At 69.2% G+C, this 23,274-nt stretch carries 25 protein-coding genes; 10 read left to right on the top strand and 15 right to left on the bottom strand.

What is annotated here, in order from left to right:
* Positions 1-115: 115 nt before the first annotated feature.
* The 3 genes from FCL41_RS05965 to FCL41_RS05955 form a co-directional block, all read right to left on the bottom strand.
* Positions 116-2,134 carry an LTA synthase family protein gene (locus tag FCL41_RS05965; protein ID WP_137066615.1) on the bottom strand — a complete coding sequence of 673 codons (2,019 nt, stop codon included), beginning with the start codon at positions 2,132-2,134 and terminating at the stop codon, positions 116-118.
* A gap of 151 nt (positions 2,135-2,285) precedes the next feature.
* Positions 2,286-3,311, bottom strand: coding sequence for an anthranilate phosphoribosyltransferase (gene trpD, locus FCL41_RS05960; protein ID WP_137066614.1), 1,026 nt, complete (start codon positions 3,309-3,311; stop codon positions 2,286-2,288).
* Positions 3,312-3,315: 4 nt separating this feature from the next.
* Entirely contained in the window at positions 3,316-3,738 is a 423-nt protein-coding gene (locus tag FCL41_RS05955; RefSeq protein WP_137066613.1) for an Rv3143 family two-component system response regulator, read from the bottom strand.
* A gap of 186 nt (positions 3,739-3,924) precedes the next feature.
* Between FCL41_RS05955 and ctaE the strand changes: the two genes are divergently transcribed.
* The 6 genes from ctaE (at position 3,925) to FCL41_RS05925 (ending at position 9,745) form a co-directional block, all read left to right on the top strand.
* The gene (gene ctaE, locus FCL41_RS05950) at positions 3,925-4,566 is read left to right on the top strand and encodes an aa3-type cytochrome oxidase subunit III (protein ID WP_137066612.1); all 642 of its coding nucleotides are present in this window, start codon (positions 3,925-3,927) and stop codon (positions 4,564-4,566) included.
* Between the two features lie 34 nt (positions 4,567-4,600).
* Positions 4,601-5,473, top strand: coding sequence for a cytochrome bc1 complex diheme cytochrome c subunit (gene qcrC / locus FCL41_RS05945; protein ID WP_137066611.1), 873 nt, complete (start codon positions 4,601-4,603; stop codon positions 5,471-5,473).
* The gene (gene qcrA / locus FCL41_RS05940; protein WP_170970296.1) at positions 5,470-6,540 is read left to right on the top strand and encodes a cytochrome bc1 complex Rieske iron-sulfur subunit; all 1,071 of its coding nucleotides are present in this window, start codon (positions 5,470-5,472) and stop codon (positions 6,538-6,540) included. The genes qcrC and qcrA overlap by 4 nt, the downstream gene beginning before the upstream one ends.
* Positions 6,537-8,225 (top strand): cytochrome bc1 complex cytochrome b subunit, encoded by a 1,689-nt coding sequence (gene qcrB / locus FCL41_RS05935; RefSeq protein ID WP_137066609.1) that lies wholly within the window; start codon positions 6,537-6,539, stop codon positions 8,223-8,225. Before qcrA ends, qcrB begins: the two co-directional genes overlap by 4 nt.
* Before the next feature lie 119 nt (positions 8,226-8,344).
* Positions 8,345-8,692, top strand: coding sequence for a hypothetical protein (locus FCL41_RS05930; RefSeq protein ID WP_137066608.1), 348 nt, complete (start codon positions 8,345-8,347; stop codon positions 8,690-8,692).
* Between the two features lie 12 nt (positions 8,693-8,704).
* On the top strand, positions 8,705-9,745 hold the full coding sequence (locus FCL41_RS05925; protein WP_137066607.1) for an LLM class flavin-dependent oxidoreductase: 1,041 nt from the start codon (positions 8,705-8,707) through the stop codon (positions 9,743-9,745).
* A 130-nt stretch (positions 9,746-9,875) separates the two neighbouring features.
* Here FCL41_RS05925 and FCL41_RS05920 read toward each other — a convergent pair whose 3' ends face one another.
* Genes FCL41_RS05920 through ctaC form a run of 3 tightly spaced genes read right to left on the bottom strand, consistent with a single transcriptional unit; the run spans position 9,876 to position 12,814 of the window.
* Positions 9,876-10,274, bottom strand: coding sequence for a cytochrome c oxidase subunit 4 (locus tag FCL41_RS05920; RefSeq protein ID WP_137066606.1), 399 nt, complete (start codon positions 10,272-10,274; stop codon positions 9,876-9,878).
* Positions 10,275-10,280: 6 nt separating this feature from the next.
* Positions 10,281-11,942 (bottom strand): aa3-type cytochrome oxidase subunit I, encoded by a 1,662-nt coding sequence (ctaD, locus tag FCL41_RS05915; protein ID WP_137066884.1) that lies wholly within the window; start codon positions 11,940-11,942, stop codon positions 10,281-10,283.
* Positions 11,943-11,992: 50 nt separating this feature from the next.
* Positions 11,993-12,814 (bottom strand): aa3-type cytochrome oxidase subunit II, encoded by an 822-nt coding sequence (ctaC, locus tag FCL41_RS05910; RefSeq protein WP_476739138.1) that lies wholly within the window; start codon positions 12,812-12,814, stop codon positions 11,993-11,995.
* A gap of 216 nt (positions 12,815-13,030) precedes the next feature.
* On the opposite strand from ctaC, the gene FCL41_RS05905 reads away from it, so the two are divergent.
* Entirely contained in the window at positions 13,031-14,173 is a 1,143-nt protein-coding gene (locus FCL41_RS05905) for a cysteine desulfurase family protein (RefSeq protein ID WP_212723167.1), read from the top strand.
* Positions 14,170-14,403, top strand: coding sequence for a sulfurtransferase TusA family protein (locus tag FCL41_RS17240; RefSeq protein ID WP_239021804.1), 234 nt, complete (start codon positions 14,170-14,172; stop codon positions 14,401-14,403). Before FCL41_RS05905 ends, FCL41_RS17240 begins: the two co-directional genes overlap by 4 nt.
* A gap of 57 nt (positions 14,404-14,460) precedes the next feature.
* Here FCL41_RS17240 and FCL41_RS05900 read toward each other — a convergent pair whose 3' ends face one another.
* Positions 14,461-15,444: a carbohydrate kinase family protein gene (locus FCL41_RS05900; RefSeq protein WP_137066604.1), complete on the bottom strand. Its 984-nt coding sequence runs from the start codon at positions 15,442-15,444 to the stop codon at positions 14,461-14,463.
* Positions 15,445-15,508: 64 nt separating this feature from the next.
* Here FCL41_RS05900 and FCL41_RS05895 point away from each other — a divergent pair, with 64 nt between their 5' ends.
* Positions 15,509-15,751, top strand: a complete 243-nt coding sequence (locus tag FCL41_RS05895; protein WP_137066603.1) for a hypothetical protein — start codon at positions 15,509-15,511, stop codon at positions 15,749-15,751.
* A 128-nt stretch (positions 15,752-15,879) separates the two neighbouring features.
* Here the strand turns inward: FCL41_RS05895 and erpA are convergent, their stop codons facing one another.
* A complete protein-coding gene (erpA, locus tag FCL41_RS05890) occupies positions 15,880-16,242 on the bottom strand; it encodes an iron-sulfur cluster insertion protein ErpA (protein ID WP_137066602.1) in 363 nt (120 codons plus the stop codon).
* A gap of 58 nt (positions 16,243-16,300) precedes the next feature.
* Positions 16,301-17,392, bottom strand: a complete 1,092-nt coding sequence (locus FCL41_RS05885; protein ID WP_137066601.1) for a glycerate kinase family protein — start codon at positions 17,390-17,392, stop codon at positions 16,301-16,303.
* A gap of 106 nt (positions 17,393-17,498) precedes the next feature.
* Here FCL41_RS05885 and FCL41_RS05880 point away from each other — a divergent pair, with 106 nt between their 5' ends.
* On the top strand, positions 17,499-18,386 hold the full coding sequence (locus FCL41_RS05880; RefSeq protein WP_137066600.1) for a GNAT family N-acetyltransferase: 888 nt from the start codon (positions 17,499-17,501) through the stop codon (positions 18,384-18,386).
* Positions 18,387-18,446: 60 nt separating this feature from the next.
* Here FCL41_RS05880 and nadA read toward each other — a convergent pair whose 3' ends face one another.
* The 6 genes from nadA to FCL41_RS05850 are packed head-to-tail and all read right to left on the bottom strand — an operon-like array spanning position 18,447 to position 23,270.
* Positions 18,447-19,631, bottom strand: a complete 1,185-nt coding sequence (gene nadA / locus FCL41_RS05875) for a quinolinate synthase NadA (RefSeq protein ID WP_137066599.1) — start codon at positions 19,629-19,631, stop codon at positions 18,447-18,449.
* Between the two features lie 10 nt (positions 19,632-19,641).
* Positions 19,642-20,718 carry a sensor histidine kinase gene (locus FCL41_RS05870; RefSeq protein ID WP_137066598.1) on the bottom strand — a complete coding sequence of 359 codons (1,077 nt, stop codon included), beginning with the start codon at positions 20,716-20,718 and terminating at the stop codon, positions 19,642-19,644.
* A complete protein-coding gene (gene pspAB / locus FCL41_RS05865) occupies positions 20,715-21,290 on the bottom strand; it encodes a PspA-associated protein PspAB (RefSeq protein WP_137066597.1) in 576 nt (191 codons plus the stop codon). Before pspAB ends, FCL41_RS05870 begins: the two co-directional genes overlap by 4 nt.
* Before the next feature lie 2 nt (positions 21,291-21,292).
* Positions 21,293-22,207: a zinc metalloprotease HtpX gene (gene htpX, locus FCL41_RS05860; RefSeq protein WP_137066596.1), complete on the bottom strand. Its 915-nt coding sequence runs from the start codon at positions 22,205-22,207 to the stop codon at positions 21,293-21,295.
* Between the two features lie 2 nt (positions 22,208-22,209).
* Entirely contained in the window at positions 22,210-22,488 is a 279-nt protein-coding gene (gene pspAA / locus FCL41_RS05855) for a PspA-associated protein PspAA (protein WP_137066595.1), read from the bottom strand.
* Positions 22,488-23,270 carry a PspA/IM30 family protein gene (locus tag FCL41_RS05850; RefSeq protein ID WP_170970295.1) on the bottom strand — a complete coding sequence of 261 codons (783 nt, stop codon included), beginning with the start codon at positions 23,268-23,270 and terminating at the stop codon, positions 22,488-22,490. Before FCL41_RS05850 ends, pspAA begins: the two co-directional genes overlap by 1 nt.
* Positions 23,271-23,274: the final 4 nt, after the last annotated feature.

Below are 23,274 nucleotides of genomic sequence, written 5' to 3'. Positions count from 1 at the left end.
ACCTGACGCGAAGGCCCCACTCCTGGTCGAGGAGTGGGGCCTTCGTCGTCCTTGGCCCGTCTGGTCACGTGCTTGGCACGTGGCCACGGGCACTCGTCAGCGGTGACCCGAGGAGTCACTCCCCCGACGGGTACCACATCTCCTCGAGTGCGTACCGCTCACCGATGGAGAAGTCGTACTGCACCAACCGCAGGTCACGCAGCAGTGCCTTCTGATCGGCCGACAGGTCCTGCACGGTGATCTCCTCACCGTCAGGAGTCAGGATCTTGCGGCCCCGGACGACGCCGACCTTCTCCTGCACCTCGGCCAGCAGGGTGAAGTACGGAGGCAGGGGGGCGCCGACCTGCTGGAGCGCGAGCTGCATGGCGGCGTTGGGCGCGACGTCGCCGCCGGACGGGTTGCCCACGAGGCCCCCGTTCTTCGGACCGGTCCCCTCCGGGTTCGCGCTGTCCCAGACGAAGAAGGGCGTACGGAAGATGTTCAGGCCCTCGGCCTTCACCTGCGCGTCGGAGAAGATGCCCGGGAAGTGGTCGCCGTACTGGATGACGATGGTCCTCTCCCCCTGGGTGCTGAGCTCACGCAGGAACTCGGCGACGGCCTCGTCGGTGCCCTTGACGCCGCGCGCCCACTGGCCCACGGCCTGGCGCAGGGGCTTGTCGCTCGTCACCTCGATCGGGTCGTCGTAGCGCCCCTGGTAGGGCAGGTGGTTCTGCATGGAGACCAGCTGGACCACCATCGGGTCGTCGTTCTCGCGCAGCTCCCTCAGCACCTCGCGGTAGCCCGACCGGTCGGAGATGAAGCCTCCGTTGCCGAGACGCGCGCGCTCCGTCATCGAGTCACGGTCGATGAACTCGTCGAAGCCGAAGTTCTTGTAGACGTCGGGGCGCTGGTACATGTGCGGCGTGTAGGGGTGGATCGCGACCGCGCCGTGACCCATCTGCTTCAGCCACCCCACGGCGTTCGGGTAGCCGGGGTAGTCGGTGACGAACTGTTGGTAGGGCGAGGAGATCTGCGGCTTGAAGAGCGTCGTGTTCTGCCCGGTCAGGACCGCGAACTCCATCGACGAGGTGCCGGTGCCGTAGAAGTTCGAGACCATCCGGGCGCCGCCGGCGCGCATCAGGCCGTGGATCTCAGGCATCGGATCCTCGGCGAAGGTGGCGTGCTCGAGGGCGGCGGTGTCCCCCATCGACTCACTCAGCACGATGACGACGTTGGTCTTCTCCAGCAGCGACGGGTCAGTGCCGCGGTTGCGCACGGCAGCCACCTTCGTCCACCGCTGGGCGACCTCCTCCATGGTGGCCTCGTCATAGCCGGGGGGCACATTCATCGGGTCCGTGGGGAGGTTGGAGAGGACTCCACCCACGAAGCCGTTCAGCAGGTAGTTGCGCGACTGCGCCCAGGGCCGCCAGTCAGCGCCGTTGCGGTCGTACGCGTCGCGCACGACGTTGCCCGGCGTGTTGAAGCCCGCGGCCAGCAGGACGAGCGTGACCGCCAGCGCCACCGCGACCCCACGGAAGGCCATCCATCCCCACCAGCCGGGGCGCCCACGGCGCCAGCGCGGACGGCGGCGCCCGGCCCGGGAGACCAGCCAGGTGAGGGCCGCTGCCACGGCCAGCACGGCCACGGCGCCCTTCACGAGGTCCCGCACGGGCACCATCTCGACCAGGAAGGCCGGGTCCTTGAGGAAGACCACGTCGCGGAACGACAGCGGGAGCCGCAGGATGTCCATGCGGACGACGTTGACCGCCGCCAGCACGAGGCCGAGGGTCACCACGACCACCGTGGCGGCCCTCAGGCTGCCCAGGAGGCCGACGACGCCGAGCACCAGGATCCACAGGATGGCGAAGCCGAGCAACGCGGGGCCGACCAGCGTCGGCTCGTCCGACTTGGCGCGGAGCGAGGCCTCCAGCATGCCGGTCACGACCGCCGTGAGCGCGAAGGACGCCCCCAGCACGAAGAGGATCCGGGCGACGACCTGGCGCGCGACCGCGCCGCGCTTCGGCGCAGCCGAGGTCACGTCGTCGCTGGCCGACGGGGCCTGGGGCCCGGTGACGCCCGCGGGGATGTCCCGAGGAACGGTGCCCGGCTCGGGGTACGCGGGCGGCGTCTGGTCGATGTCGGGGTGCTGAACCACGACGACAGCCTAGATCGGTGCACCGTGCGTGCCTGCTTCCCCGGACGGCGGTTCGGCGGGACAAACGCTGAGGTGTGGCGAACGGCACCTCGACCGTGGAGCGCCCCGGGACTCCCTGGCCGCCCAGCGCGTCCCGGGTCGCCGCGCAGCCTCAGGCCGTCGCGGCAACCCAACGCTCGAGCAACGCAGCCCCGCTGCCGTCGTCGAGCACGTCCGAGGCCCGGACGATGCCGCCAGCCAGACGCTCGTCGAGCGGCGCCTCCGAGGGGGCGTGCACCGCCAGCGCCGCACCGGCGTTCAGGACGACGGCGTCACGCACGGGCCCCCGCTCCCCGGCGAGCAGACGGCGTACGACGTCGGCGTTGAAGGCAGGGCTGCCACCGCGAAGCGCCTCCGCCGGGCTGTAGTCGATGCCGTGCTCACGGGGGTCGACCACGTGCTGGGTGACGACGCCGTCACGCGCTGCCCACAGCGACGAGGTCGTGGTGGTCGTCAGCTCGTCGAGGCCGTCGTCACCGCGGAAGACCCAGGCGTCGAGACCCCGACGGGCGAAGATCTCGGCCATGACCGGGGCCATCCGGGCGTCGGCGCACCCGATCGCCTGGGCTGCAGGCCGCGCCGGGTTCGAGAGCGGTCCGAGGAAGTTGAAGGTGGTGCCGATCCCCAGCTCGCGCCGCGGCACGGCGGCGTGGCGCATGGCGGGATGGAAGGCCGCGGCGAAGCAGAAGGTGATGCCGACCTCGTCGGCGACCTGCGCCACCCGCTCGATGGGCAGGTCCAACCGGATGCCAAGAGCCTCGAGGACGTCTGCCGAACCGCACTCCGAGGAGGCCGAACGGCTGCCGTGCTTGACGACCTTGGCGCCCGCGGCCGCGGCGACGATGGCCGACATCGTCGAGATGTTGACCGACATCGACCGGTCGCCACCGGTACCGACGATGTCGAGGAGGCGCCCCTCCACAGAGATCGGGTTGCCAGCCGCGAGCATGGCGTCGGAGAGCCCTTGGACCTCGTCGACGCTCTCCCCCTTGGCGCGCAACGCCACGGCGAACCCGGCGATCTGTGCCGGCGTGGCAAGACCCTCCAGGATTTCGTTCATCGCCCACGAGGCCTGCGCCACGGACAGGTCGGAGCGGCCGACGAGCGTGGTGAGGACCTCGGGCCAGGTGCTGGACACGCGCTCAGGCGGTCGCGGGAACGCGCGCCGCGAGGAGCGCGGTGACCGTCTCGGCAAGCTCGATCGGGTCCAGCGGGTGCGAGACCGCGGCGTCGGCCCGGGACCACGTCGCGAGCCAGGCGTCCTGGGGGCGTCCGGTCAGCACGAGGATCGGCGGGCACTGGTGCACCTCGTCCTTGAGCTGCTTCGCGATCCCCATGCCACCCGCGGGGACGGCCTCGCCGTCGAGGATGGCGAGGTCGATGCCTCCGGCGTCCATGTGCTGGACCACGACCGGCTCGGTCGCCACCTCGACGTACTCGAGCTCGGGGAGGTCCGGGTGCGGGCGCCGGCCCAGGGCCAGGATGACCTGCTGACGGATGTCGATGTCGTCCGAGTAGACGAGGACCTTCAGCGAGGAGGGCTTCGAGGCAGTCGTGTCAGTCACGCTCGCGACTCTACCGCCGACCCGGGCGCGCGGGTCGGCGAGGCGTCCACCGATCAGTACGCCCTCGCATTCACCTGCCCTCGCGCAGGCGTGCGAGCGCCGCGGAAACACACGCCCCGAGACCCCGAACGCCCAAACTCCGGGGGTGGGGGTGCCCTCGCCCCCGGCTACGTCCATAATGAGTGCGTGGCGACAGCAACGACGGCTATTCCGGCATCCCGACTTCACGGGCATCACGACCGACCCAGCATGGTCAGCGTGGGCACGATCGTCTGGCTCTCCAGCGAGTTGATGTTCTTCGCGGCTCTGTTCGCGGCGTACTTCACGATTCGCGCGGTGAGCCCCGAGCTCTGGGCCCAGGAGACAGCACTACTCAACGTGCCGTTCGCGGCGACCAACACGACCATCCTCGTGTTGTCGTCCGTGGCGTGCCAGATGGGTGTCTTCGCGGCTGAGCGCGGCCAGGTTGGCCGCACGGGCTCACTCTTCAACATCAAGGCCTGGGGCCTGCGCGAGTGGTTCATCCTGACCTACATCATGGGTGCCATCTTCGTCGCCGGCCAGGCGTTGGAGTACGTCGAGCTCGTGCACCACGGCGTGACGCTCCAGGACTCCGCCTACGGTTCGGCCTTCTACCTGGCCACCGGTTTCCACGGAATCCATGTGATCGGCGGCCTGATCGCCTTCCTGTTCGTCCTCGGACGGACCTACATGGCAAGGCGCTTCACGCACGAGCAGGCGGTCAGCGCGATCGTCGTGTCCTACTACTGGCACTTCGTCGACGTCGTGTGGATCGCGCTCTTCGCGGCGATCTACCTCATCCAGTGAAGTCCCGATCCGGATCTGAAGAGGATTTAGACAATTGCGTTTCCTGAACCGAACCGCTGGTCGGCTCTCCCGGCATCGCCGGGGTCCGCTCGCGGGACTTTCCGTGCTCCTGATCGGTCTCCTGATGACCGGCGGGCTGTACGCGGCGTTCTCACCTGCCACCGCGCAGGACACCAAGACCGACGCGGAGCTGATCGAGCAGGGGCGCGAGCTCTTCCTCGTGGGCTGTTCGTCGTGCCACGGCCTCAATGGCGAGGGCATCCCCACCCAGCGTGACGGCAACGTGTACGGCCCGTCGCTCATCGGTGTGGGCGCCGCCGCCGTCGACTTCCAGGTCGGCACCGGTCGCATGCCCATGTCGCAGCCCGGCCAGCAGGCCAAGCGCAAGGAGCGTGCGTTCGACGAGCAGGAGACCGCTGCTCTGTCGGCCTTCGTCGCGAGCCTCGGCCCCGGCCCGGCGATCCCCAACGAGACCGACTACAGCGTCGACGGCATGACCGAGGCCGAGCGTGAGGCTGCGATCGTCCGCGGTGGCCAGATCTTCCTGACCAACTGCACCGCCTGCCACAACTTCAACGGCCAGGGTGGCGCCATGCCCCACGGCGGCTACGCCCCGTCGCTGAAGGGTGTCGACTCCAAGCACATCTACGAGGCCATGCTGACCGGCCCCCAGACGATGGACGTCTTCTCCGACGGCAACATCTCCCCCGACCAGAAGCGCGACGTGATCGCGTACCTGCGCTCGATCGAGGAGCAGCCGGAGTACGGCGGCTTCACGCTCGGCGGTCTCGGCCCCGTCTCCGAAGGCATGTACGCCTGGATCATCGGCATCGGCGGCATGGTCGGATTCGCAGTGTGGATCGCGGCTCACACGACGCGCTCCAAGAAGGACAAGGTGGAAGCGTGAGCATCGAGACCAACCCCCACGAGGCCCTCCCGGCGGCGGAACCCATCGCCGACCCGGGCCTCCCGGCCCACACGTGGCGTCCCACCGACGTCGACGAGAAGGCCGAGAAGCGCGCCGAGCGCCAGGTCGCCGGCTTCTTCATCGCCTCCATCGTGATGGCCATCCTGTTCGTCGTGTCGTACTTCGTGTTCGACATCGGCGAGGACTGGGACACCATCGGCAACATGGGCGCGTCCAACGTCGCCCTCGGCGTCACCATGGGCCTCTGCCTCCTCTTCATCGGCATCGGCATCATCCACTGGGCCCGCAAGCTGATGAGTGACGTCGAGCTCGTCGAGCAGCGTCACCCCATCGCCTCCTCCGAGGAGGACCGCGCCGTCGCCGTCGAGGCGTTGCAGCAGGGTCTGGAGGACTCGGGCATCGCCCGCCGTCCCCTCGTCCGCAACACGCTGCTCGGCGCCGTGGGTGCCTTCACCCTGCTCCCCATCCTGCTCCTGCGCGACCTCGGTCCGCTGCCGAGCCAGGTCGTCGACCCGGAGAACGGCAAGGGCCTGGAGCACACCTTGTGGAAGAAGGGCGAGCGCATCGTCCGCGACGTCGTCGGTACCCCGATCCTGGTCTCCGACCTCGAGGTCGGTGACCTGGTGAACTGCCAGCCCGAGATCCTCCTGGCCACCGACGAGAACGGCAACCACGTCCTGCACGGCGTCGACGTCCAGGTCGGCAAGGCGAAGGCCTCGCTGATCCTGCTCCGCATGGAGCCCGAGGACATCAAGCCCGGCAAGGGCCGCGAGAACTGGAGCGTCGACGGCATCGTCGCCTACTCCAAGATCTGCACCCACGTCGGTTGCCCGATCTCGCTCAACGAGCGAACCACCCACCACCTGCTCTGCCCGTGCCACCAGTCGACCTTCGACCTCGCCGACTCCGGTCGCGTCGTCTTCGGTCCGGCGGCCCGTGCCCTCCCCCAGCTGCCCATCGCAGTGGACTCCGAGGGTTACCTCATCGCGCAGAGCGACTTCACCGAACCCGTCGGTCCGAGCTACTGGGAGCGTGACTCGAAGTGAGTGTCGACACCACCAAGGTGGCGAAGACCAATGCCACGACGGCCGCTTCCCCGGCCAAGCCCTCCAAGCTCGCTGGCGCTGCCACGTGGGCGGACGAGCGCCTGGGCCTCGGCGGCGTGCTGAAGAAGAACATCCGCAAGGTGTTCCCCGACCACTGGTCCTTCATGCTGGGCGAGATCGCCCTGTGGAGCTTCGTGGTCCTGCTGATCACGGGCGTCCTGCTGACCCTGTGGTTCGTGCCCAGCATGTCCGAGGTCCAGTACCAGGGTTCGTACGACCAGCTCCGCGGCATCTACATGTCCGAGGCGATGGTGTCGTCGCTGAACATCTCGTTCGACATCCGCGGCGGCCTGCTGCTGCGCCAGATGCACCACTGGGCCGCGATGCTCTTCATCGGCTCGATGATGATCCACCTGATGCGCGTCTACTTCACCGGCGCGTTCCGCAAGCCCCGCGAGGTCAACTGGGTCATCGGCTCGCTGCTGCTGCTCCTCGGCACCCTCGAGGGCTTCACCGGCTACTCGCTGCCTGACGACCTGCTCTCCGGCACCGGCGTCCGTGCGGCCGACGGCTTCATGAAGGCCGCCCCGGTCGTGGGCACCTACATGTCGTTCTTCCTCTTCGGAGGCGAGTTCCCCGGCGAGGCGATCATCCCCCGCCTCTACATCATCCACGTGCTGCTGATCCCGGGCCTGCTTCTCGCCCTGATCGCGGCGCACATGATGCTGGTCGTCTACCACAAGCACACGCAGTGGCCTGGCCCCGGTCGCACCGAGGGCAACGTCGTGGGCTACCCGATGCTCCCCGTCTACGCGGCCAAGGCCGGCGGCTTCTTCTTCATCGTCTTCGGCGCCACGGCGCTCATGGGTGGTCTGATGACCATCAACCCGGTGTGGAAGTACGGACCGTACGACCCGTCCAAGGTGACTGCGGGCTCCCAGCCCGACTGGTACATGGGTTGGCCGGACGGCGCCCTGCGCATCATCCCCGGCTGGGAGTCGTCCTTCTGGGGCGTCACCCTGTCGTGGAACATCCTCCTCCCGATCCTGATCCTGCCGATCGCCTTCTGGCTGCTCGTCATGATGCTGCCGTTCATCGAGGCCTGGATCACCGGAGACAAGCGGGAGCACCACCTGCTCCAGCGTCCGCGCAACGCCCCGACCCGCACCGCCCTGATGGTCTCCTTCATGACCTTCTACGGCCTGCTCTGGGCCGCTGGTGGCAACGACATCATCGCCATCCGGTTCGACATGAGCATCAACGCCATCACGTACTTCATGCGTGGCGCTGTGTTCATCGGCCCGCTGGTCGCGTTCATCATCACGCGCCGCTGGTGCATCTCGCTCCAGCGTCACGACAACGAGCGTCTGCTGCACGGCTACGAGACCGGCGTGGTGAGCCGTTCGGCCGAGGGTGGTTTCTCCGAGCTGCACCTCCCCTACTCGGAGGAGAAGCAGTACACCCTCACCGCTCGCGACCGCGACGAGATCCTGCCCCTGGCCAGTGCCGAGGACGCCAACGGCGTGCCGGCTCCCGACGGTCGGGCCAGCAAGCTGCGGCTCAAGCTGCGCAAGTGGTGGTACGGCCACAACGTGCAGAAGCCCACGGTCGAGGACTTCGAGCAGGCACACCACCACGGTGACGACCACGCGGTGGAGGGTGAGAGCTCCAAGGAGCTGCACTGACCTCGGTCAGCACCTGACGTGCTGAAGGCCCGGTCCCCTCACGGGGCCGGGCCTTCTGCGTACCCGGGAACACTCGGCGACCCGCCGTGGTTGGGGTGTGACCCAATCAAGGAGTTCCCATGACGGCGATTCGCCTGCTCCCCCGCTCCCCCTACGACCTGTGGCGCTGGGCGGAGGAGCTCTTCTCCACCCGCGACTACCTCGGGGCAGCCACGACGCTCGAGAGTCTTCTGGTCCACCCCGAGGTGGACGAGCGCGACCTCGCCCAGGTCCGTGAGCTCCTGGTGCGGGCCTACTACCACTCGGCCCGCCTCGGCAAGGCTGCCGAGGCTGCGAGGGCCGCGCTGGCGGCCGACCCGGGCAACACCTACCTCCTGCTGCTGCTCGGTCGTAGCCTCGAGCGCGCCGGCCACGCCGAGGATGCACTCCCCTACCTCCGGATGGCCGACGCCACCGGCGTCGCCTGAGAGGATGCGTCCATGACGAACGTGACGCCTGAGCTCGGCCTCGACACCTTCGGCGACGTGACGGTCGACGAGTCCGGTACTCCCCTGCCCCACCACCAGGTCATCCGCGACGTGCTGGAGGAGGCCGTGCTCGCCGACCAGGTCGGTGTGGACGTGTTCAACGTCGGCGAGCACCACCGCGACGACTTCGCCATCGCAGCACCGGACATCGTGCTGGCCGCTGCGGCCTCACGCACCGCGCGGATCAAGCTGGGGACTGCCGTGACCGTGCTGAGCAGTGACGACCCGATCCGGGTCTACCAGCGGTTCGCCACGCTCGACGCCCTCTCGAACGGGCGCGCCGAGGTGACGCTGGGCCGAGGTTCCTTCACCGAGTCCTTCCCCCTGTTCGGCCTGGACCTGGCCGACTACGAGGTCCTCTTCGAGGAGAAGCTCGAGCTCTTCGCCGCGCTGCGCCGCGAGGGACCGGTCAGCTTCTCCGGGACCACCCGGGCACCGCTCCAGCCCACCCAGGTGCATCCGCACACGGCTGCTGGCTCCCTGCCGGCCTGGGTGGGCGTCGGCGGCTCCCCGGAGTCCGTGGTCCGAGCTGCGCGGCACGGCTTCCCGATGATGCTGGCCATCATCGGCGGGCAGGCCCAGCGCTTCGCCCCGTTCGTCGACCTCTACCGCAGGGCCACGACCCAGTTCGGGACCGGCGACCTCGCCGTCGGCGTGCACTCGCCGGGGTTCGTGGCCGCGACTGACTCCGACGCCCAGGAACTGCTCTTCCCCCACTTCAAGGCCAACAGGGACCGCATCGGCGCCGAACGGGGATGGCCCCCCACCAGCCGGATCGAGTTCGACCAGGAGGTCCGCCACGGCGCCCTGTACGTCGGCTCGCCCGACACGGTCGCGCACAAGATTGCGGACACGGTCAGGGCTCTGGGTCTCCAGCGCTTCGACCTGAAGTACAGCAACGGTCCCCTGCCACACTCCCAGCTGATGGAGTGCGTACGCCTCTACGGCGAAGAGGTGGCACCCCGCGTACGGCGTCTGCTCGCCGACGACTGAGACCCATGGCCCGGGGTGGCTACGCCCAGCCTGCGGGCACAGCGTGCCGCCCGAAACGACGAACCCGTGAAATGCAGGACGGGCGGAGAGAACCGAAGTTCTCCCCGCCCGTCCTGGCGGTGTCACACCCTCAGTGGGCGTGCTCCCCGCGGTAGTACTCGTAGATCCAACCGCAGGCGGCGATCATGCCCAGCGCGAAGGCCATGATGAAGAGCCACCATGCACCGATCGCGATGCCGTAGACACCCAGACCCATCGGCAGGGAGCACCACAGGGGCCACCACGAGTAGGGCGGGAAGAAGCCGTACTCGCCGGCGCCTTCCGCGATCTCGGCCTCCTTGCGGTCCTCCAGTCGGGCGTCCATGCGGCTCGCGTGGAAGCCCAGGTAGGCCGCGACCATGAGGGCCAGGAAGGTCGACATGGTGAGGGCCGAGGTGCCGGTCCAGTCATGCGTGATGACCCAGTAGGCAGGCGTGACCAGGGCGAAGAAGATGCCACACACGCCGAAGAGCCAAGCTTCGATCTTCATCAGGCGTCAACCCTTCTTCGTAGTTGCGGTGGTCTGTGCGACGGGCTCGTCGTCGTTGGCTGCGAGCTCCGGGTGGTGGAGGTCGAAGGCCGGGGACTCGGAGCGGATGCGCGGCAGGGAGTGGAAGTTCTGACGCGGCGGCGGGGAGGAGGTCGCCCACTCGAGCGAGCGGCCCCAGCCCCACGGGTCGTCGACGTTGACCGGCTCCGTCTTGGACGTCTTGTAGACGTTCCAGAGGAACGGAAGCGTGGAGATCGCCGTCAGGAAGGCACCCACCGTGGAGATCTGGTTCAGCGTGGTGAAGCCGTCGTCGGGCAGGTAGTCGGCGTAGCGACGCGGCATGCCCTCGACGCCCAGCCAGTGCTGGACCAGGAACGTGGTGTGGAAGCCGAAGAACAGGAGCCAGAAGTGGATCTTGCCCAGTCGCTCGTCGAGCATCCGCCCGGTGAACTTCGGCCACCAGAAGTGGAAGCCGGCGAACATGGCGAAGACGACGGTTCCGAAGACCACGTAGTGGAAGTGAGCCACCACGAAGTAGGAGTCCGACACGTGGAAGTCCAGCGGGGGGCTGGCCAGGATGACACCGGTCAGACCACCGAACAGGAAGGTGGTGAGGAAACCCATGGTCCACAGCATCGGGGTGTCCATCGAGACGGACCCACCCCACATGGTGCCGATCCAGTTGAAGAACTTCACTCCTGTTGGCACCGCGATCAAGAACGTCATTCCGGAGAAGAACGGCAGGTTGACCGCGCCGGTGACGAACATGTGGTGGGCCCACACGGCGATCGACAGGATCGCGATGGCCAGCGTCGCGCCGACCAGACCCACGTAGCCGAAGATCGGCTTGCGCGAGAAGACCGGCAGGATCTCCGACACGATGCCGAAGAACGGCAGCGCGATGATGTACACCTCTGGGTGCCCGAAGAACCAGAACAGGTGCTGCCACAGGATCGGTCCGCCGTGCGACGGGTCGAAGATGTGGGCGCCCAGCAGGCGGTCGGCCTCGAGCGAGAGCAGCGCGCCAGCCAGGATCGGGAAGGCAAGCAGCACCAGGATCGACGTGATGAGCGTGTTCCAGGTGAAGATCGACATCCGGAACATCGTCATGCCGGGGGCACGCAGGCAGATGATCGTGGTGATGAAGTTGACCGCACCGAGGATCGTTCCCAGACCGGCCATCCACAGACCCATGATCCACAGGTCTCCACCCACTCCGGGCGAACGGATCGCGTCGGAGAGCGGGGTGTAGGCGAACCAACCGAAGTCGGCCGCACCCGTGGGGGTGAGGAAGCCGGAAGCGGCGATCAGGCCGCCGAAGAGGTACAGCCAGTAGCTGAACATGTTCAGTCGCGGGAACGCCACGTCGGGCGCACCGATCTGCACCGGCATGATCACGTTGGCGAACCCGAAGAACAGCGGCGTCGCGAAGAGCAGCAGCATGATCGTGCCGTGCATCGTGAAGAGCTGGTTGTAGAGCTCGTCGTTGACGACCTGCTGACCGGGGAACGCGAGCTCCGCACGGATCAGCATGGCCATCAGGCCGCCCAGGATGAACCAGACGAACGACGTGACCAGGTACATCTTGCCGATGAGCTTGTGGTCAGTGGTGGTGAGCAGGCGTACCACCTGCTCGCCGAGCGGCTTGGCGCCCGGGTTGGGGGTCACCGTCTGGTCACCGAGGGGCTGCGCGCCCCGGTCGGTGGTCACCGTGGCGCTCACTGGTTTTCTCCTTCGGGAGTGAAGGGGTCGAGACCCGGCTGCGTGTTGACGTTCGAGCCACCGAGAACCGGAGCCTTGGCGACGTTGTCGGGGTCCTGCTGGAGCTCCGCCAGGTAGGCGTCGTAGTCAGCACCCGAGACCACCTCGACGTCGAAGAGCATGCGCGAGTGGTACACGCCGCAGAGCTCGAAGCACTTGCCGCGGAAGTCACCGATCTTGGTCGGCGTCACCTGGAACTCGTTCACACGGCCGGGGATCACGTCCATCTTCATGAGGAACGCGTCGACCTGGAAGGAGTGGATGACGTCCGGCGAGTGGAGTCGGAACTCCACCGTGCGGTCGACCGGGAGGACCAGCTTGGGCAGCTCGTTCGTCGTGCCGACGACGTACGGCGTGGTGCCGCCCTCGCCCTGCTCCGAGTAGTTGAACGTCCAGGACCACTGCTGGCCGACCACGTCGATCACCAGGTCAGGGTCGTCCTTCGTCTCCAGCACGGTGTTCTGCGTGTTGACCGTGTGGAAGAAGAAGACGATCACCATCAGGATGGGAGCGATCGTGTAGAAGATCTCGAGCGGCAGGTTGTAGCGCGTCTGGACCGGGACAAGGTTCGTGCTGCGACGGCGGTATCGCCACGCGGCGTAGAACATGAGGCCCCAGGTGAGCACGCCAACAGCCGCGGCGGCGATCCAGGCCCCCTTCCACAGTTCGAAGATGGCGGGCGCCCTGTCCGATGCCGGTGCCGGCATGGCAAGTCGTCCGAGCTGATCTTTGTCCTCAGCAGAGCACGCACCGAGGGCGAGCAGGCCGAGACCCAGCACAGCGCCTCGCACACCCTTCTTCAGGTGTGCCGCTGCGCGCGAGGGGAGTTGCAGACCCACGAACGAGCCTCTCTCTCTTGGGCAGTCACGTATAGGCCACAACAGTATCCGAACGGCTCCCGATGGTGCAGGGAGGGTCGAACCGGGCGCCCTGTTCTGGGTCGCTGTCCGAGTCCAGAGGGCGGCTCCACGGCTCCACGGGCTAGGTTCTGGGGCGTGACACCGCACCCTCCGGACGCGCGACGCCCGCTCGACGCCGCCTCCTCCGAGGCCCTCCACCCGCGGGCCCGTGAGGTCCTCCTTGCCGCTCTCGACGCCGGGTGGGCCGACCCGCGTCGGCTGCACCACGAGGGCCGTCGCGCGCGACTGCTCCTCGACAACGCGCGCGAGGTGGTCGCGGACCAGCTGGCCGTACGCCCCGACGAGGTCACCTTCACGCCGTCGGGCACCGACGCCGTCCACCGAGGGCTCCTGGGCCTCCATGGCGCCCGGTCACGCGCGGGGCGCACCGTCGTCGTGTCCGCGGTGGAGCACTCCTCCGTGCTGCACGCCGCCAGGTGGACCGGGGAGACGGTCGTCGAGGTGCCCGTGACGCCCACCGGCGAGGTGCTGCCGGAAGCCGCGGCCCGGGCAGTCGCAACGGCGGAGGGCTCGGTCTCGGTGCTGGCCGTGCAGAGTGCCAACCACGAGGTCGGCACCCTCCACGACGTCGCAGCGATCGCCCGCGCTGCCGGCGACGTACCGCTCTTCATGGACGCCTGCGCCAGCGCCGGACGTCTCCCCCTCCCCCCGGGCTGGAGCGCCGCCGCCGCCTCCGCCCACAAGTGGGGAGGCCCGGCGGGCGTCGGCCTCCTGCTCGTGCGCAAGGGCGTCCGCTGGCGCCAGCCCTTCCCGGGCGACGACCGCGGCGACGAGCGCGCCACCGGCTTCGAGAACGTCCCCGCCGCGCTGGCCGCCGCTGCGGCCCTCCAGGCCGTGGGCGACGAGGCCGAGGAGCTCGCTCGTCGTCAGCACGCCCTCGTCGACCGGATCCGGCGCGAGGTCGCGACGCTGCCGGACGTGGAGGTGGTGGGCGACGCCGAACGACGACTCCCCCACCTGGTGACCTTCTCGTGCCTCTACCTGGACGGCGAGGCGCTGGTGACCGAGCTCGACCGGCTCGGCTTCGGCGTCGCCAGCGGGTCAGCCTGCACGTCGTCGACGCTGACCCCGTCGCACGTCCTCGCGGCGATGGGCGCGCTCACGCACGGCAACGTACGGCTGTCCCTGCAGCGCACCACGACCGAGGCGGACGTCGACGCCTTCCTGGCGGCGCTTCCCGGCGTCGTCACCTCGTTGCGCGAGAGGATCGGCTGGTGACCCCGGACCTCGAGCTCGACTGTCGGGCCATGCTCTGCCCCCTGCCCGTGATCGAGCTGGCGAAAGCCTTCGACCGGGTCCCGCTGGGAGAAGTGGTGGGCGTCGTGACGCACGACGTCGCCGCACGCACCGACGTCCCGGCCTGGTGCCGGATGCGCGGGCAGGAGTACGTCGGCGAGGACGCGGCTGACGACGGGGCGCCGCGCCACCTCGTACGCCGTCTCTCCTGACGCCGCCCCTGGCCTCGCGAAAGAGCAGATCGGGGCAGGACGCCGCGACCGAGCCCGTCAGCGCAGGGTGTGCAGGTGCGGCGCGAGGACGGCCGCCGACTCCGGGCCGTACGCCGTCTCGCACCGCGCCAGGAACTTCTCCCGGTTGAGCGTGTACTCCTGGGTGCCGACCTGCTCCACGACGTGGGCGGCGAGCAGGCACCCGAGCTCTGCAGCGTGGCGGTGCTCCAGGCCCCAGGCCAGCGCTGCGAGGAAGCCGGCACGGAAGGCGTCCCCCACGCCGGTGGGCTCGACGGCCACCACCTCCGACAGGGCCGCGACCTCGATGGTCTCGGCACCGTTGGCGACGACCTTCACGCCGGCTGCCCCCAGGGTGATGACCCAGGTGCCGACCCGGTCGAGGACGTCCTGGTCGCTCCACCCGGTCTTCTGGGTGATCAGGGAGGCTTCGTACTCGTTGGAGAAGAGGATGTCGGCCCCGTCAACCAGCTGACGGATCAGGTCGCCGTCGCCGAAGGCGAGCTGCTGGGAGGGGTCGGCCACGAAGCGGTAGCCGCGCTGGCGACACTCCTCGGTGTGGCGGAGCATGCCCTCGGGGTCGTCCGGACCGACGAGCACGAAGTCGGGGCCGCCGACGCGGTCGACGATCGGCTTGAGCTCGATCTCGCGGGACTCACTCATGGCGCCCGGGTAGAACGAGGCGATCTGTGCCATCGAGGTGTCGTTGGTGCACACGAAACGGGCCGTGTGCCGGGTCTCGGAGACGTGGATGGAGTCGCAGTCCACGTTGTGGCGCTCCAGCCAGGCACGGTAGTCGGCGAAGTCCTCGCCCACGGCGCCCACCAGCACCGGGTTGAGCCCCAGGCTGCCGAGGCCGAAGCAGATGTTGGCGGCGCAGCCCCCACGCCTGACCTCGAGGTCGTCGACGAGGAACGAGACGGACAGCTTGTCCAGCTGGTCCACCACGAGCGAGTCGGCAAAACGACCGCCGAAGGACATCAGGTGGTCAGTGGCGATGGACCCGGCGATGAGCAGCGACATGTTCCGACACACTACCTGCGAGTACCGCTTTCGGTACCAATCGGTAACGCCTACGGTCCTTGACATGACCATCAGCACTGCAAGCTCACACCTGACCCACGACGAGTTGTCGGCCACTCCTGAACTGGTCGCCGACTGCCGCGAGGTCGTGTCCTCCCTCCGCTTGGAGCGCGTGGTCAAGGCCGTCAGCCAGGAGGCGCCGAGCATCCGCTTCGAGGACTACCCCCGCGAGGTGGTGAAGAACGAGATCCGGGTGAGCGCGGCAGCCGCCCGGATCGCCAACGCTCTGCACCTGCACATGGACTGACACCGGCCCGTCCGCCACCGTGCGGACATGGAGAAGCCCCCATTGCTCAGGTGGGGGCTTCTTCCTTGTTCCGGGGGCCCGGCGCGGACCTCGCCGCCGGGCTCACGCCGGCCGGGGTCGCCGCAGGCTCAGTGGAACGAGTCGCCGCAGGCGCAGGAGCCGGTGGCGTTGGGGTTGTCGATGGTGAAGCCCTGCTTCTCGATGGAGTCGACGAAGTCGATCTGCGCACCGTTCAGGTAGGGGACGCTCATGCGGTCGACGACGACGCTCACGCCGTCGAAGTCGGTGACGACGTCACCGTCAAGGGTGCGCTCGTCGAAGAACAGCTGGTAACGCAGGCCCGAGCAGCCACCCGGCTGCACCGAGATGCGGAGCGCGAGGTCATCGCGACCTTCCTGCTCCAGGAGGCTCTTCACCTTGGCAGCAGCGACCCCGCTCAGGTTGATCTGGTCGGTGCGGCGCTCTTCGGTGGTCTCGACCTGGTCGGTCATCTGAACTCCCATGGGTGGCTCGTGGTTGTTACCGACCTCAATCGTCTCACACCGAGGGTTATTCCCCGACCGTCCAACTACGGGCGACCCGCTCGGCGAGGTCCGCCAGCGCACCGGCCGGATCGGCGAACGAACGCTCCTCCCCCACCATCTCGACCATCGAGTAGGCGGCATCCATCCCCAGGGCCCGCATCTCCCGTGCACCCACGAGCACCTGCCCGGCCAGGGTGATGCAGGGGCGCAACGCCTCCCCTGCCCACTGGGCGACGCCGTAGGGGACCTTGCCCGAACGGCTGGAGAAGTCGAAGGCGCCCTCGCCGGTGACCACCAGGTCGGCGGCACGCAGACGCTCCGCCAGGCTCACGGCCTCGGCGACGACGTCCAGTCCCGGACGGCGCTGCGCCCCCAGGAGCAGGGCGGCGAAACCCAGTCCGCCCGCGGCGCCTGCACCCTTCTCGAGTGACGTACGGCGGTCACAGGCCACCGCGAACGCCTCGAGGAGCCGGTCGACCTCAGGCAGCTCTTCCTCGCCCAGGCCCTTCTGGGGACCGTAGACCTTGGCGGCACCGAAGAGACCGGTGAGGGGGTTGTCGACGTCGCTGGCCAGCACGAGCTCCACGTCACCGAGCGCCGTACGAGCCGGCGCGAGGTCCACGCGACTGACTCCCTCGAGTCCTGCCGGGCCACGTTCGAGCGGGACGTCGGCCGTGGCACCGAGGGCAGCCAGCAGGCCCGCTCCCCCGTCAGTCGTGCCAGAGCCGCCGGCGCCGAGGACGATGCGGCGCACGCCGGCGGCGAGGGCAACCCGGACCAGCTCCCCCACCCCGTACGTCGTGGCGCTCCGAGGCTCCCCCTCCCCCGACAGGTGCAGCCCGCAGGCCTGCGCCGACTCGACGTACGCGACGTCGGAGACCACCAGCACACGCCCGGGCGTCGGGCGGCCGTGCGGGCCGGAGACCATCGTCTCCACGACCTCGCCCCCCAACGAGGTGTGCAGGACGTCGACGAAGCCGGGGCCGCCGTCAGCCATGGGCGCGAGGTCGAACTCCACCCGCGGGTCGTGGCGTCGCCACCCCGTCGCCATGGCCTCGGCTGCCTCGACCGCGGTGAGGGTGCCGGCGAACTTGTCGGGGGCGAGGAGGACGCGCATGGCGCACATCCTGCCGTGTGCCGGTGGAGCGCCCGGCGTCGGGCGCGAGCAGGCACGGCAGCAGGACTCGGCAGGACGACGGCAGACCCTCACCTAGGGTGACGCCATGGATCCGACAGCCGTGGGACGCTCAGGCGCGGTGATCCTGCGCCCGATGAGGGTGGACGACGTCGCCGAGGCCGAGCGCCTCTCCGCCCTCGCCTTCGCGGTGCTCGAGGGAAACAGCGACCTCACCCGGCCACCCGAACGCGCCGCCGCCTGGCAGGTGCGCACCGCCCACCTGGTCAGCCGTGACGGCGCCGGCTGCTGGGTGGCAGACGCCGACGGCACGATGGTCGGCTTCGCCACCTCGTTGCGACGCGAGGGCCTGTGGATCCTGGCGACGTACGCCGTGCACCCGTCCTGGCAGGCGCGCGGCATCGGGCGCGCGCTGCTCGACGCCGCGGCCCACCACGGCCGCGGGGCCCTGCGCCGCATGGTCGGTGCCACCACCGATCCCAAGGCGTTGCGCCGCTACCGGTCGGCAGGGCTCGACCTGCACCCGACGATGGTCCTGGAGGGCACGGTCGGCGCCACCGCCATGGAGCTGCCGCTCCACGTGCGCGACGGACGTCCGAGCGACCACGAGTGGATGGACTCCCTCGACCGGGGCCTGCGCGGTGCGGGGCGCGGGGAGGACCACACCCTCCTCTCGGCGTTGCACCCGCTGCGCGTCATCGACCGGCCCCACCGGCGTGGGTACGCCTACCTGGCCCCGGACTCGACCGTGGAGCTGCTCGCGGCCAGTGACCGGCGTACGGCCACGGACCTGCTCACCGACGCCCTCAGCGGCGCGGTGGGGGCCGACGTACGCCAGGCGCACGTGACCGCGGCCAACCAGTGGGCGATCGACGTGGGGATGGCGGCCGGTCTCTCCCTACGGGCCCAGGGCTACCTGTGCCTGGCCGGGATGAAGCCCCCGTCGCCCTACCTGCACCACCGCGCGTTGTTGTGACGGGCAGCGTCGTCACGGGCAGCGTCGTGACCGCGCAGGGGCTGTGACGCAGCGCCGGGGTCAGTCCTTGGCCGTGCGCCCCGGCAGGTCGAGCATGCGCTGGAGCGCGACCTGGGCCCACTCCTCGGTGGCGGGGTCCACGGAGATCTGGTTGACGACGTTGCCGGCCACGAGGTTCTCCAGCGCCCAGACGAGGTGCGGGAGGTCGATCCGGTTCATCGTCGAGCAGTAGCAGACGTTGCGGTCGAGGAAGACGATGTTCTTGTCGGGGTGGGCATCGGCCAGACGCTTGACCAGGTTGAGCTCGGTGCCGATCGCCCACGTGGTCCCGGGGGCGGCCGCTTCGATGGTCTTGATGATGAACTCGGTCGATCCGACGAGGTCGGCCTTGGTGACCACCTCGTGGGTGCACTCCGGGTGGACGATGACGTTGAGGCCGGGGTGCGCAGCGCGCAGCTCGTCGATGACCTCGGGACGGAAACGGCCGTGGACGGAGCAGTGCCCGCGCCAGAGGATCATCTTGGCGTCACGCAGCTGCTGCACCGTGAGGCCTCCGTTGGGCAGGTGCGGGTTCCAGACCACGCAGTCCTCGAGGGAGTAGCCCATCTGCAGGACGGCGGTGTTGCGTCCGAGGTGCTGGTCGGGGAAGAAGAAGACCTTCGCACCGCCCTCGACCTCGGGCTTCTGGGCGAAGGCCCACTCCAGGGCGACCTCGGCGTTGGACGAGGTGCAGACCGCGCCGCCGTTGCGACCGCAGAAGGCCTTGATGTCGGCCGACGAGTTCATGTAGGTGATCGGGACGACGGCGTCCTGGATGCCGGCCTCGGCGAGCGCGTCCCAGGCGTCCTCGACCTGACCCAGACGGGCCATGTCGGCCATCGAGCAACCGGCGGCCAGGTCGGGCAGGACGACCTTCTGCGTGTCGGCCGTCAGGATGTCAGCCGACTCCGCCATGAAGTGGACGCCGCAGAAGACGATGAACTCGGCGGCCGGACGGGCAGCCGCCTCACGGGCGAGCTTGAAGGAGTCTCCGGTGACGTCGGCGAACTGGATGACCTCGTCACGCTGGTAGTGGTGCCCCAGGACGAAGAGCCGCTCACCCAGCGCCTCCTTGGCCGCCAGCGCCCGCGCCACCAGGTCCGGGTCGGAGGCAGCGGGCAGGTCCCCGGGGCACTCCACCCCACGCTCGGAGTCGAGGTCACGGCCCTTGCCCAGGGGCAGCAGCGGCAGGTCGATCGTCGTCATGCCCGAGATCCTAGTCGGGGCTGACCTGCCGCCCGGCCCCTGCGTGCCCTGACGGACCCGCAGCCGGCACCTCGAACCAGATCCGCGTGCCACCCCCGTGCGCCTGCTCAGCGCCGACCCGGCCACCGGCAGCGGCGACGATGCGGCGCACGGTGGCCAGCCCCAGGCCCATGCCGGGGATGCGCTTGTCGAGCCGCACGGTGGGGGCGAAGATCCGTTCGAGCTCCGCCTGGCCGATGCCGCGCCCGTTGTCCGTGACCCGGACGCGCCAGGCCTCGCCCACCTGCTCGGCGTCGACGACGACCTCGAGGTCGACCTCGTCGTCGCGGAACTTGGTGGCGTTCTCCCACAGGGCGGTGAGCACGGTGCGTACGTCGCCGGGCGACATCGCCACGACCGGCAAGGGTTCCACCACCTCGACGACCTCGTCGAGCAGCGGCTCGAACTCCCTCAGCAGCGCAGGGACCTCGACGGCCAGGTCGGTGGAGCCCTGGGTGATGCGTTGCCCGTAGTCATTGAGCGCCACGGTCATCCGCTTCATCCGGGCAGCGCTGCCCGCGGCGCGGTCGAGCAGCGACGCGAGCAGGTCGCCGTCGGGCACCTGCTCCCGCGCGATCTCCAGGCACATGGCGATCGCTGCCAGCGGATTGTTGAGGTCGTGCACGATCTGACCTGACGCCTGGGCCAGCTGGTCGTCGGAGCGTGCCACCGCCTCCTCCAGGTCGAAGATCCGGTCTCGGGCGACCTCCGCCTCCAGCAGAGCGGCGACACCCCCGGCGGCCACCTCCAGCAGGCCGGCGTCGACCGGCCGGTCGGCGTACGCGACGAGGCGGCCGAGCACACCGCCGTCCTCGTCGAGCAGGCCGGCGGAGGCCACCGCAGGCGCCTGTGCCGGGTCGCCGTCGGAGGCGACCGGTTCAGCGAGACCGTCCAGGTGCACCGCGACAGCGGCGGCACCGGTGGCCACCCGGGCCAGGCGGCACTGCGCCACCAGTGGCCCGGAGGGGACGCCGGGCACGATCCCGTAGCGCTCGAGAAGAGCCGCGGCGTCGGACACGGAGGGGTCGCCTGAGGTGTGCTCGCTCACAGTCCGGGAGCATTCCACAGCGCGAGCCAGCGCTGCAGATCTTTCTCCATGCTGAGCTCGCCCACCAACTGGTCACGCACCTGGAGCTCGAGCACGTTGTCACGCTTCTGCTCCCCGCGCATGGGCGCGAACGGGTAGAAGGTGCCCTGCTTGTAGAGGTAGACCAGTCCCACTCGGCGACCGTCGTGCCCCTCGAAGGGCACCATCGTGCAGAGCAGGCCGTACCCGAACCCCTGGGCCTCCAGCGTGCTGTTGACGACGTGGAGGTTGGTGCAGAGGGAGGAGAGGTCGGACGCCTCGCCCCGAACGGTCAGCCACGTGTAGCCGTAGCCGTCCACGCTGGTCGAGACGTCGGGGGCGTCCGCACCCGACTCGATGAGCGTGTCGATCTCCTGGGAGATCTCGGCGAAGGCGGCCCCGTCAGCTGCGCGGTAGCAGACCGACCCGAGGCCGGTCGGACGCAGACCCAGCGACGACTCCAACGTCAGCGCGGCGCTGGGAATGCTGAAGAGGGCGTCGAGGCGCGGCGGGGCAGGACGCGAGCGCCCCATGATCGCGTCGAAGAAGCCCACGGTCAGCCGGCCGTCCGTCCGAGCTCGGTCTGGATACGCGCGAGCTGGGCCAGCCGCTGCTCCAGGGGCGGGTGGGTGCTCGCGAGGCCAGCCATCCCCGAGCCCTTGGCCGCCGGGGTGATGAAGAACGCGTTCATGGCCTGCGCGCTGCGCAGGTCACGGTCCGGGATGGCTGCCATGCCGCCGCTGATCTTCTGGAGCGCCGATCCCAGGGCTCCCGGCTTCATGGTCAGGTAGGCGCCGGCCCGGTCGGCGGAGAGCTCGCGGTAGCGCGACAGCAGCCGGATGAGGAGGAAGCTGATCGCGTAGACGACCAGGCTGACCACCAGCGTGAGGACGAAGGCTGCAGCAGCACCGCCGTTGTTGTTGTTGCTGCGCCCCCGAGCCAGGCCGCCGTACTGGGCACCGCGCGTCAGCAGACCAGCCAGGATGCCGGCGGAGGCGGCCAACGTCATCACCAGCACGTCACGGTGGGCGACGTGGGCCAGCTCGTGGGCGAGCACGCCCTCGAGCTCCTCGGCGGTGAGCATGCCGAGGATCCCGGTGGTGACGCAGACGACGGAGCGGTCCGGGGAACGCCCCGTCGCGAAGGCGTTGGGGATCGCCATGTCGGCAATGCCGACGCGGGGCTTGGGCATGTCGGCGACCGCGCAGAGGCGGTCGATCATGGCGTGCAGCTCGGGCGCCTCAGCAGGGCTCACCTCACGGGCGCGCATCGCCCTCATCGCCACCTTGTCGGAGGTCCACCACTGGTAGAAGGCGATGCCGATGCCGATGACGGCGATGACGATCGCGTAGTTGGGGAACAGCGCCATCAGCACCCCCACCAGCGTGACGAAGAGCGCGCCCAGCAGGAAGAGCACCAACGTCATACGGACCGTCAGCCCGGTGTCCTTGATGAAACGGGAGTGCGCCATGGTCAGCCCGGGATGAGGCCGTCGTCGGCCAGCAGGTCCTGGACCTCCAGCAGCGTGGCGTCCTCCATGGGAAGGATCAGGTCGGAGGCGTCGAGGCTGTCGACCGCGTGCAGCGTGCCGACGCGGCGTACGCCCGCCAGCAGCTCTCGCAAGGCGTCGGCGAAGGCCGCTTCGTTGCCCGCCCGGACGGCACTGTCCACGACCGCGTCGAGGGCGTTGAGCTCGGCGACCGCTGCCTCGGGGACGTCGTACTGACCTTCGCCCAGGATACGGATGATCATCAGGCGTTCCCCTCCGTGCGCTCACGGGCCTCGTCGGTGGAGAGCACGTCGGTGCCCTCCGGGGCCTCGATGGCCTGCGTCCCGGACTTGCCCGACTTCAACGCGGCGAGCTCTGCCTCGACGTCGGAGGCGGAGCTCATCGCGTCGAGCTCGCGGGTGATGTCGTCGCCTCCGCCGATCGCGGTCACGTCGTCGAGGGCGCCAGATGCCAGGAGGTCGTCGATGGCACCCGCCCGCGCCTGCATGTTGGCGGTCTTGTCCTCGGCGCGCTGGATGGCCATGCCCACGTCACCCATCTCCTCGCCGATGCCGGACATCGCCTCGCCGATGCGCGTCTGGGCCTCGGCGGCGGAGTAGTTCGCCTTGATGGTCTCCTTGCGGGTGCGGAAGGCCTCGACCTTCGCCTGCAGACGCTGCTGCGCCAGGACGAGCTTCTCCTCCTCACCCTGGAGCTGGGCGTGCTGCGCCGTGAGGTCGTTGATCTGCGCGGAGAGGCCGGACTTGCGGGTCAGCGCCTCACGGGCGAGGTCCTCGCGGCCCATGTCGATGGCCTTCTGCGCCTGGCCGGACAGCTTGGCCTGCTGCTGCTCGAGCTGGTTGAGCTGCAGCTCGACCCGCTTGCGGCTCGTGGCCACGTCGGCCACGCCGCGCCGCACCTTGTTGAGCAGCTCGAGCTGACGCTGGTAGCTGTAGTCCAAGGTCTCGCGGGGGTCCTCGGCCCGGTCCAGGGCTCGGTTGGCCTTGGAACGGAAGATCAGGCTGATGCGCTTCATGAGACTCATGGGG

This window comes from Nocardioides jishulii, assembly GCF_006007965.1.
Taxonomy (GTDB): domain Bacteria; phylum Actinomycetota; class Actinomycetes; order Propionibacteriales; family Nocardioidaceae; genus Nocardioides; species Nocardioides jishulii.
This window is presented reverse-complemented; position numbering and strand designations above follow the sequence as displayed.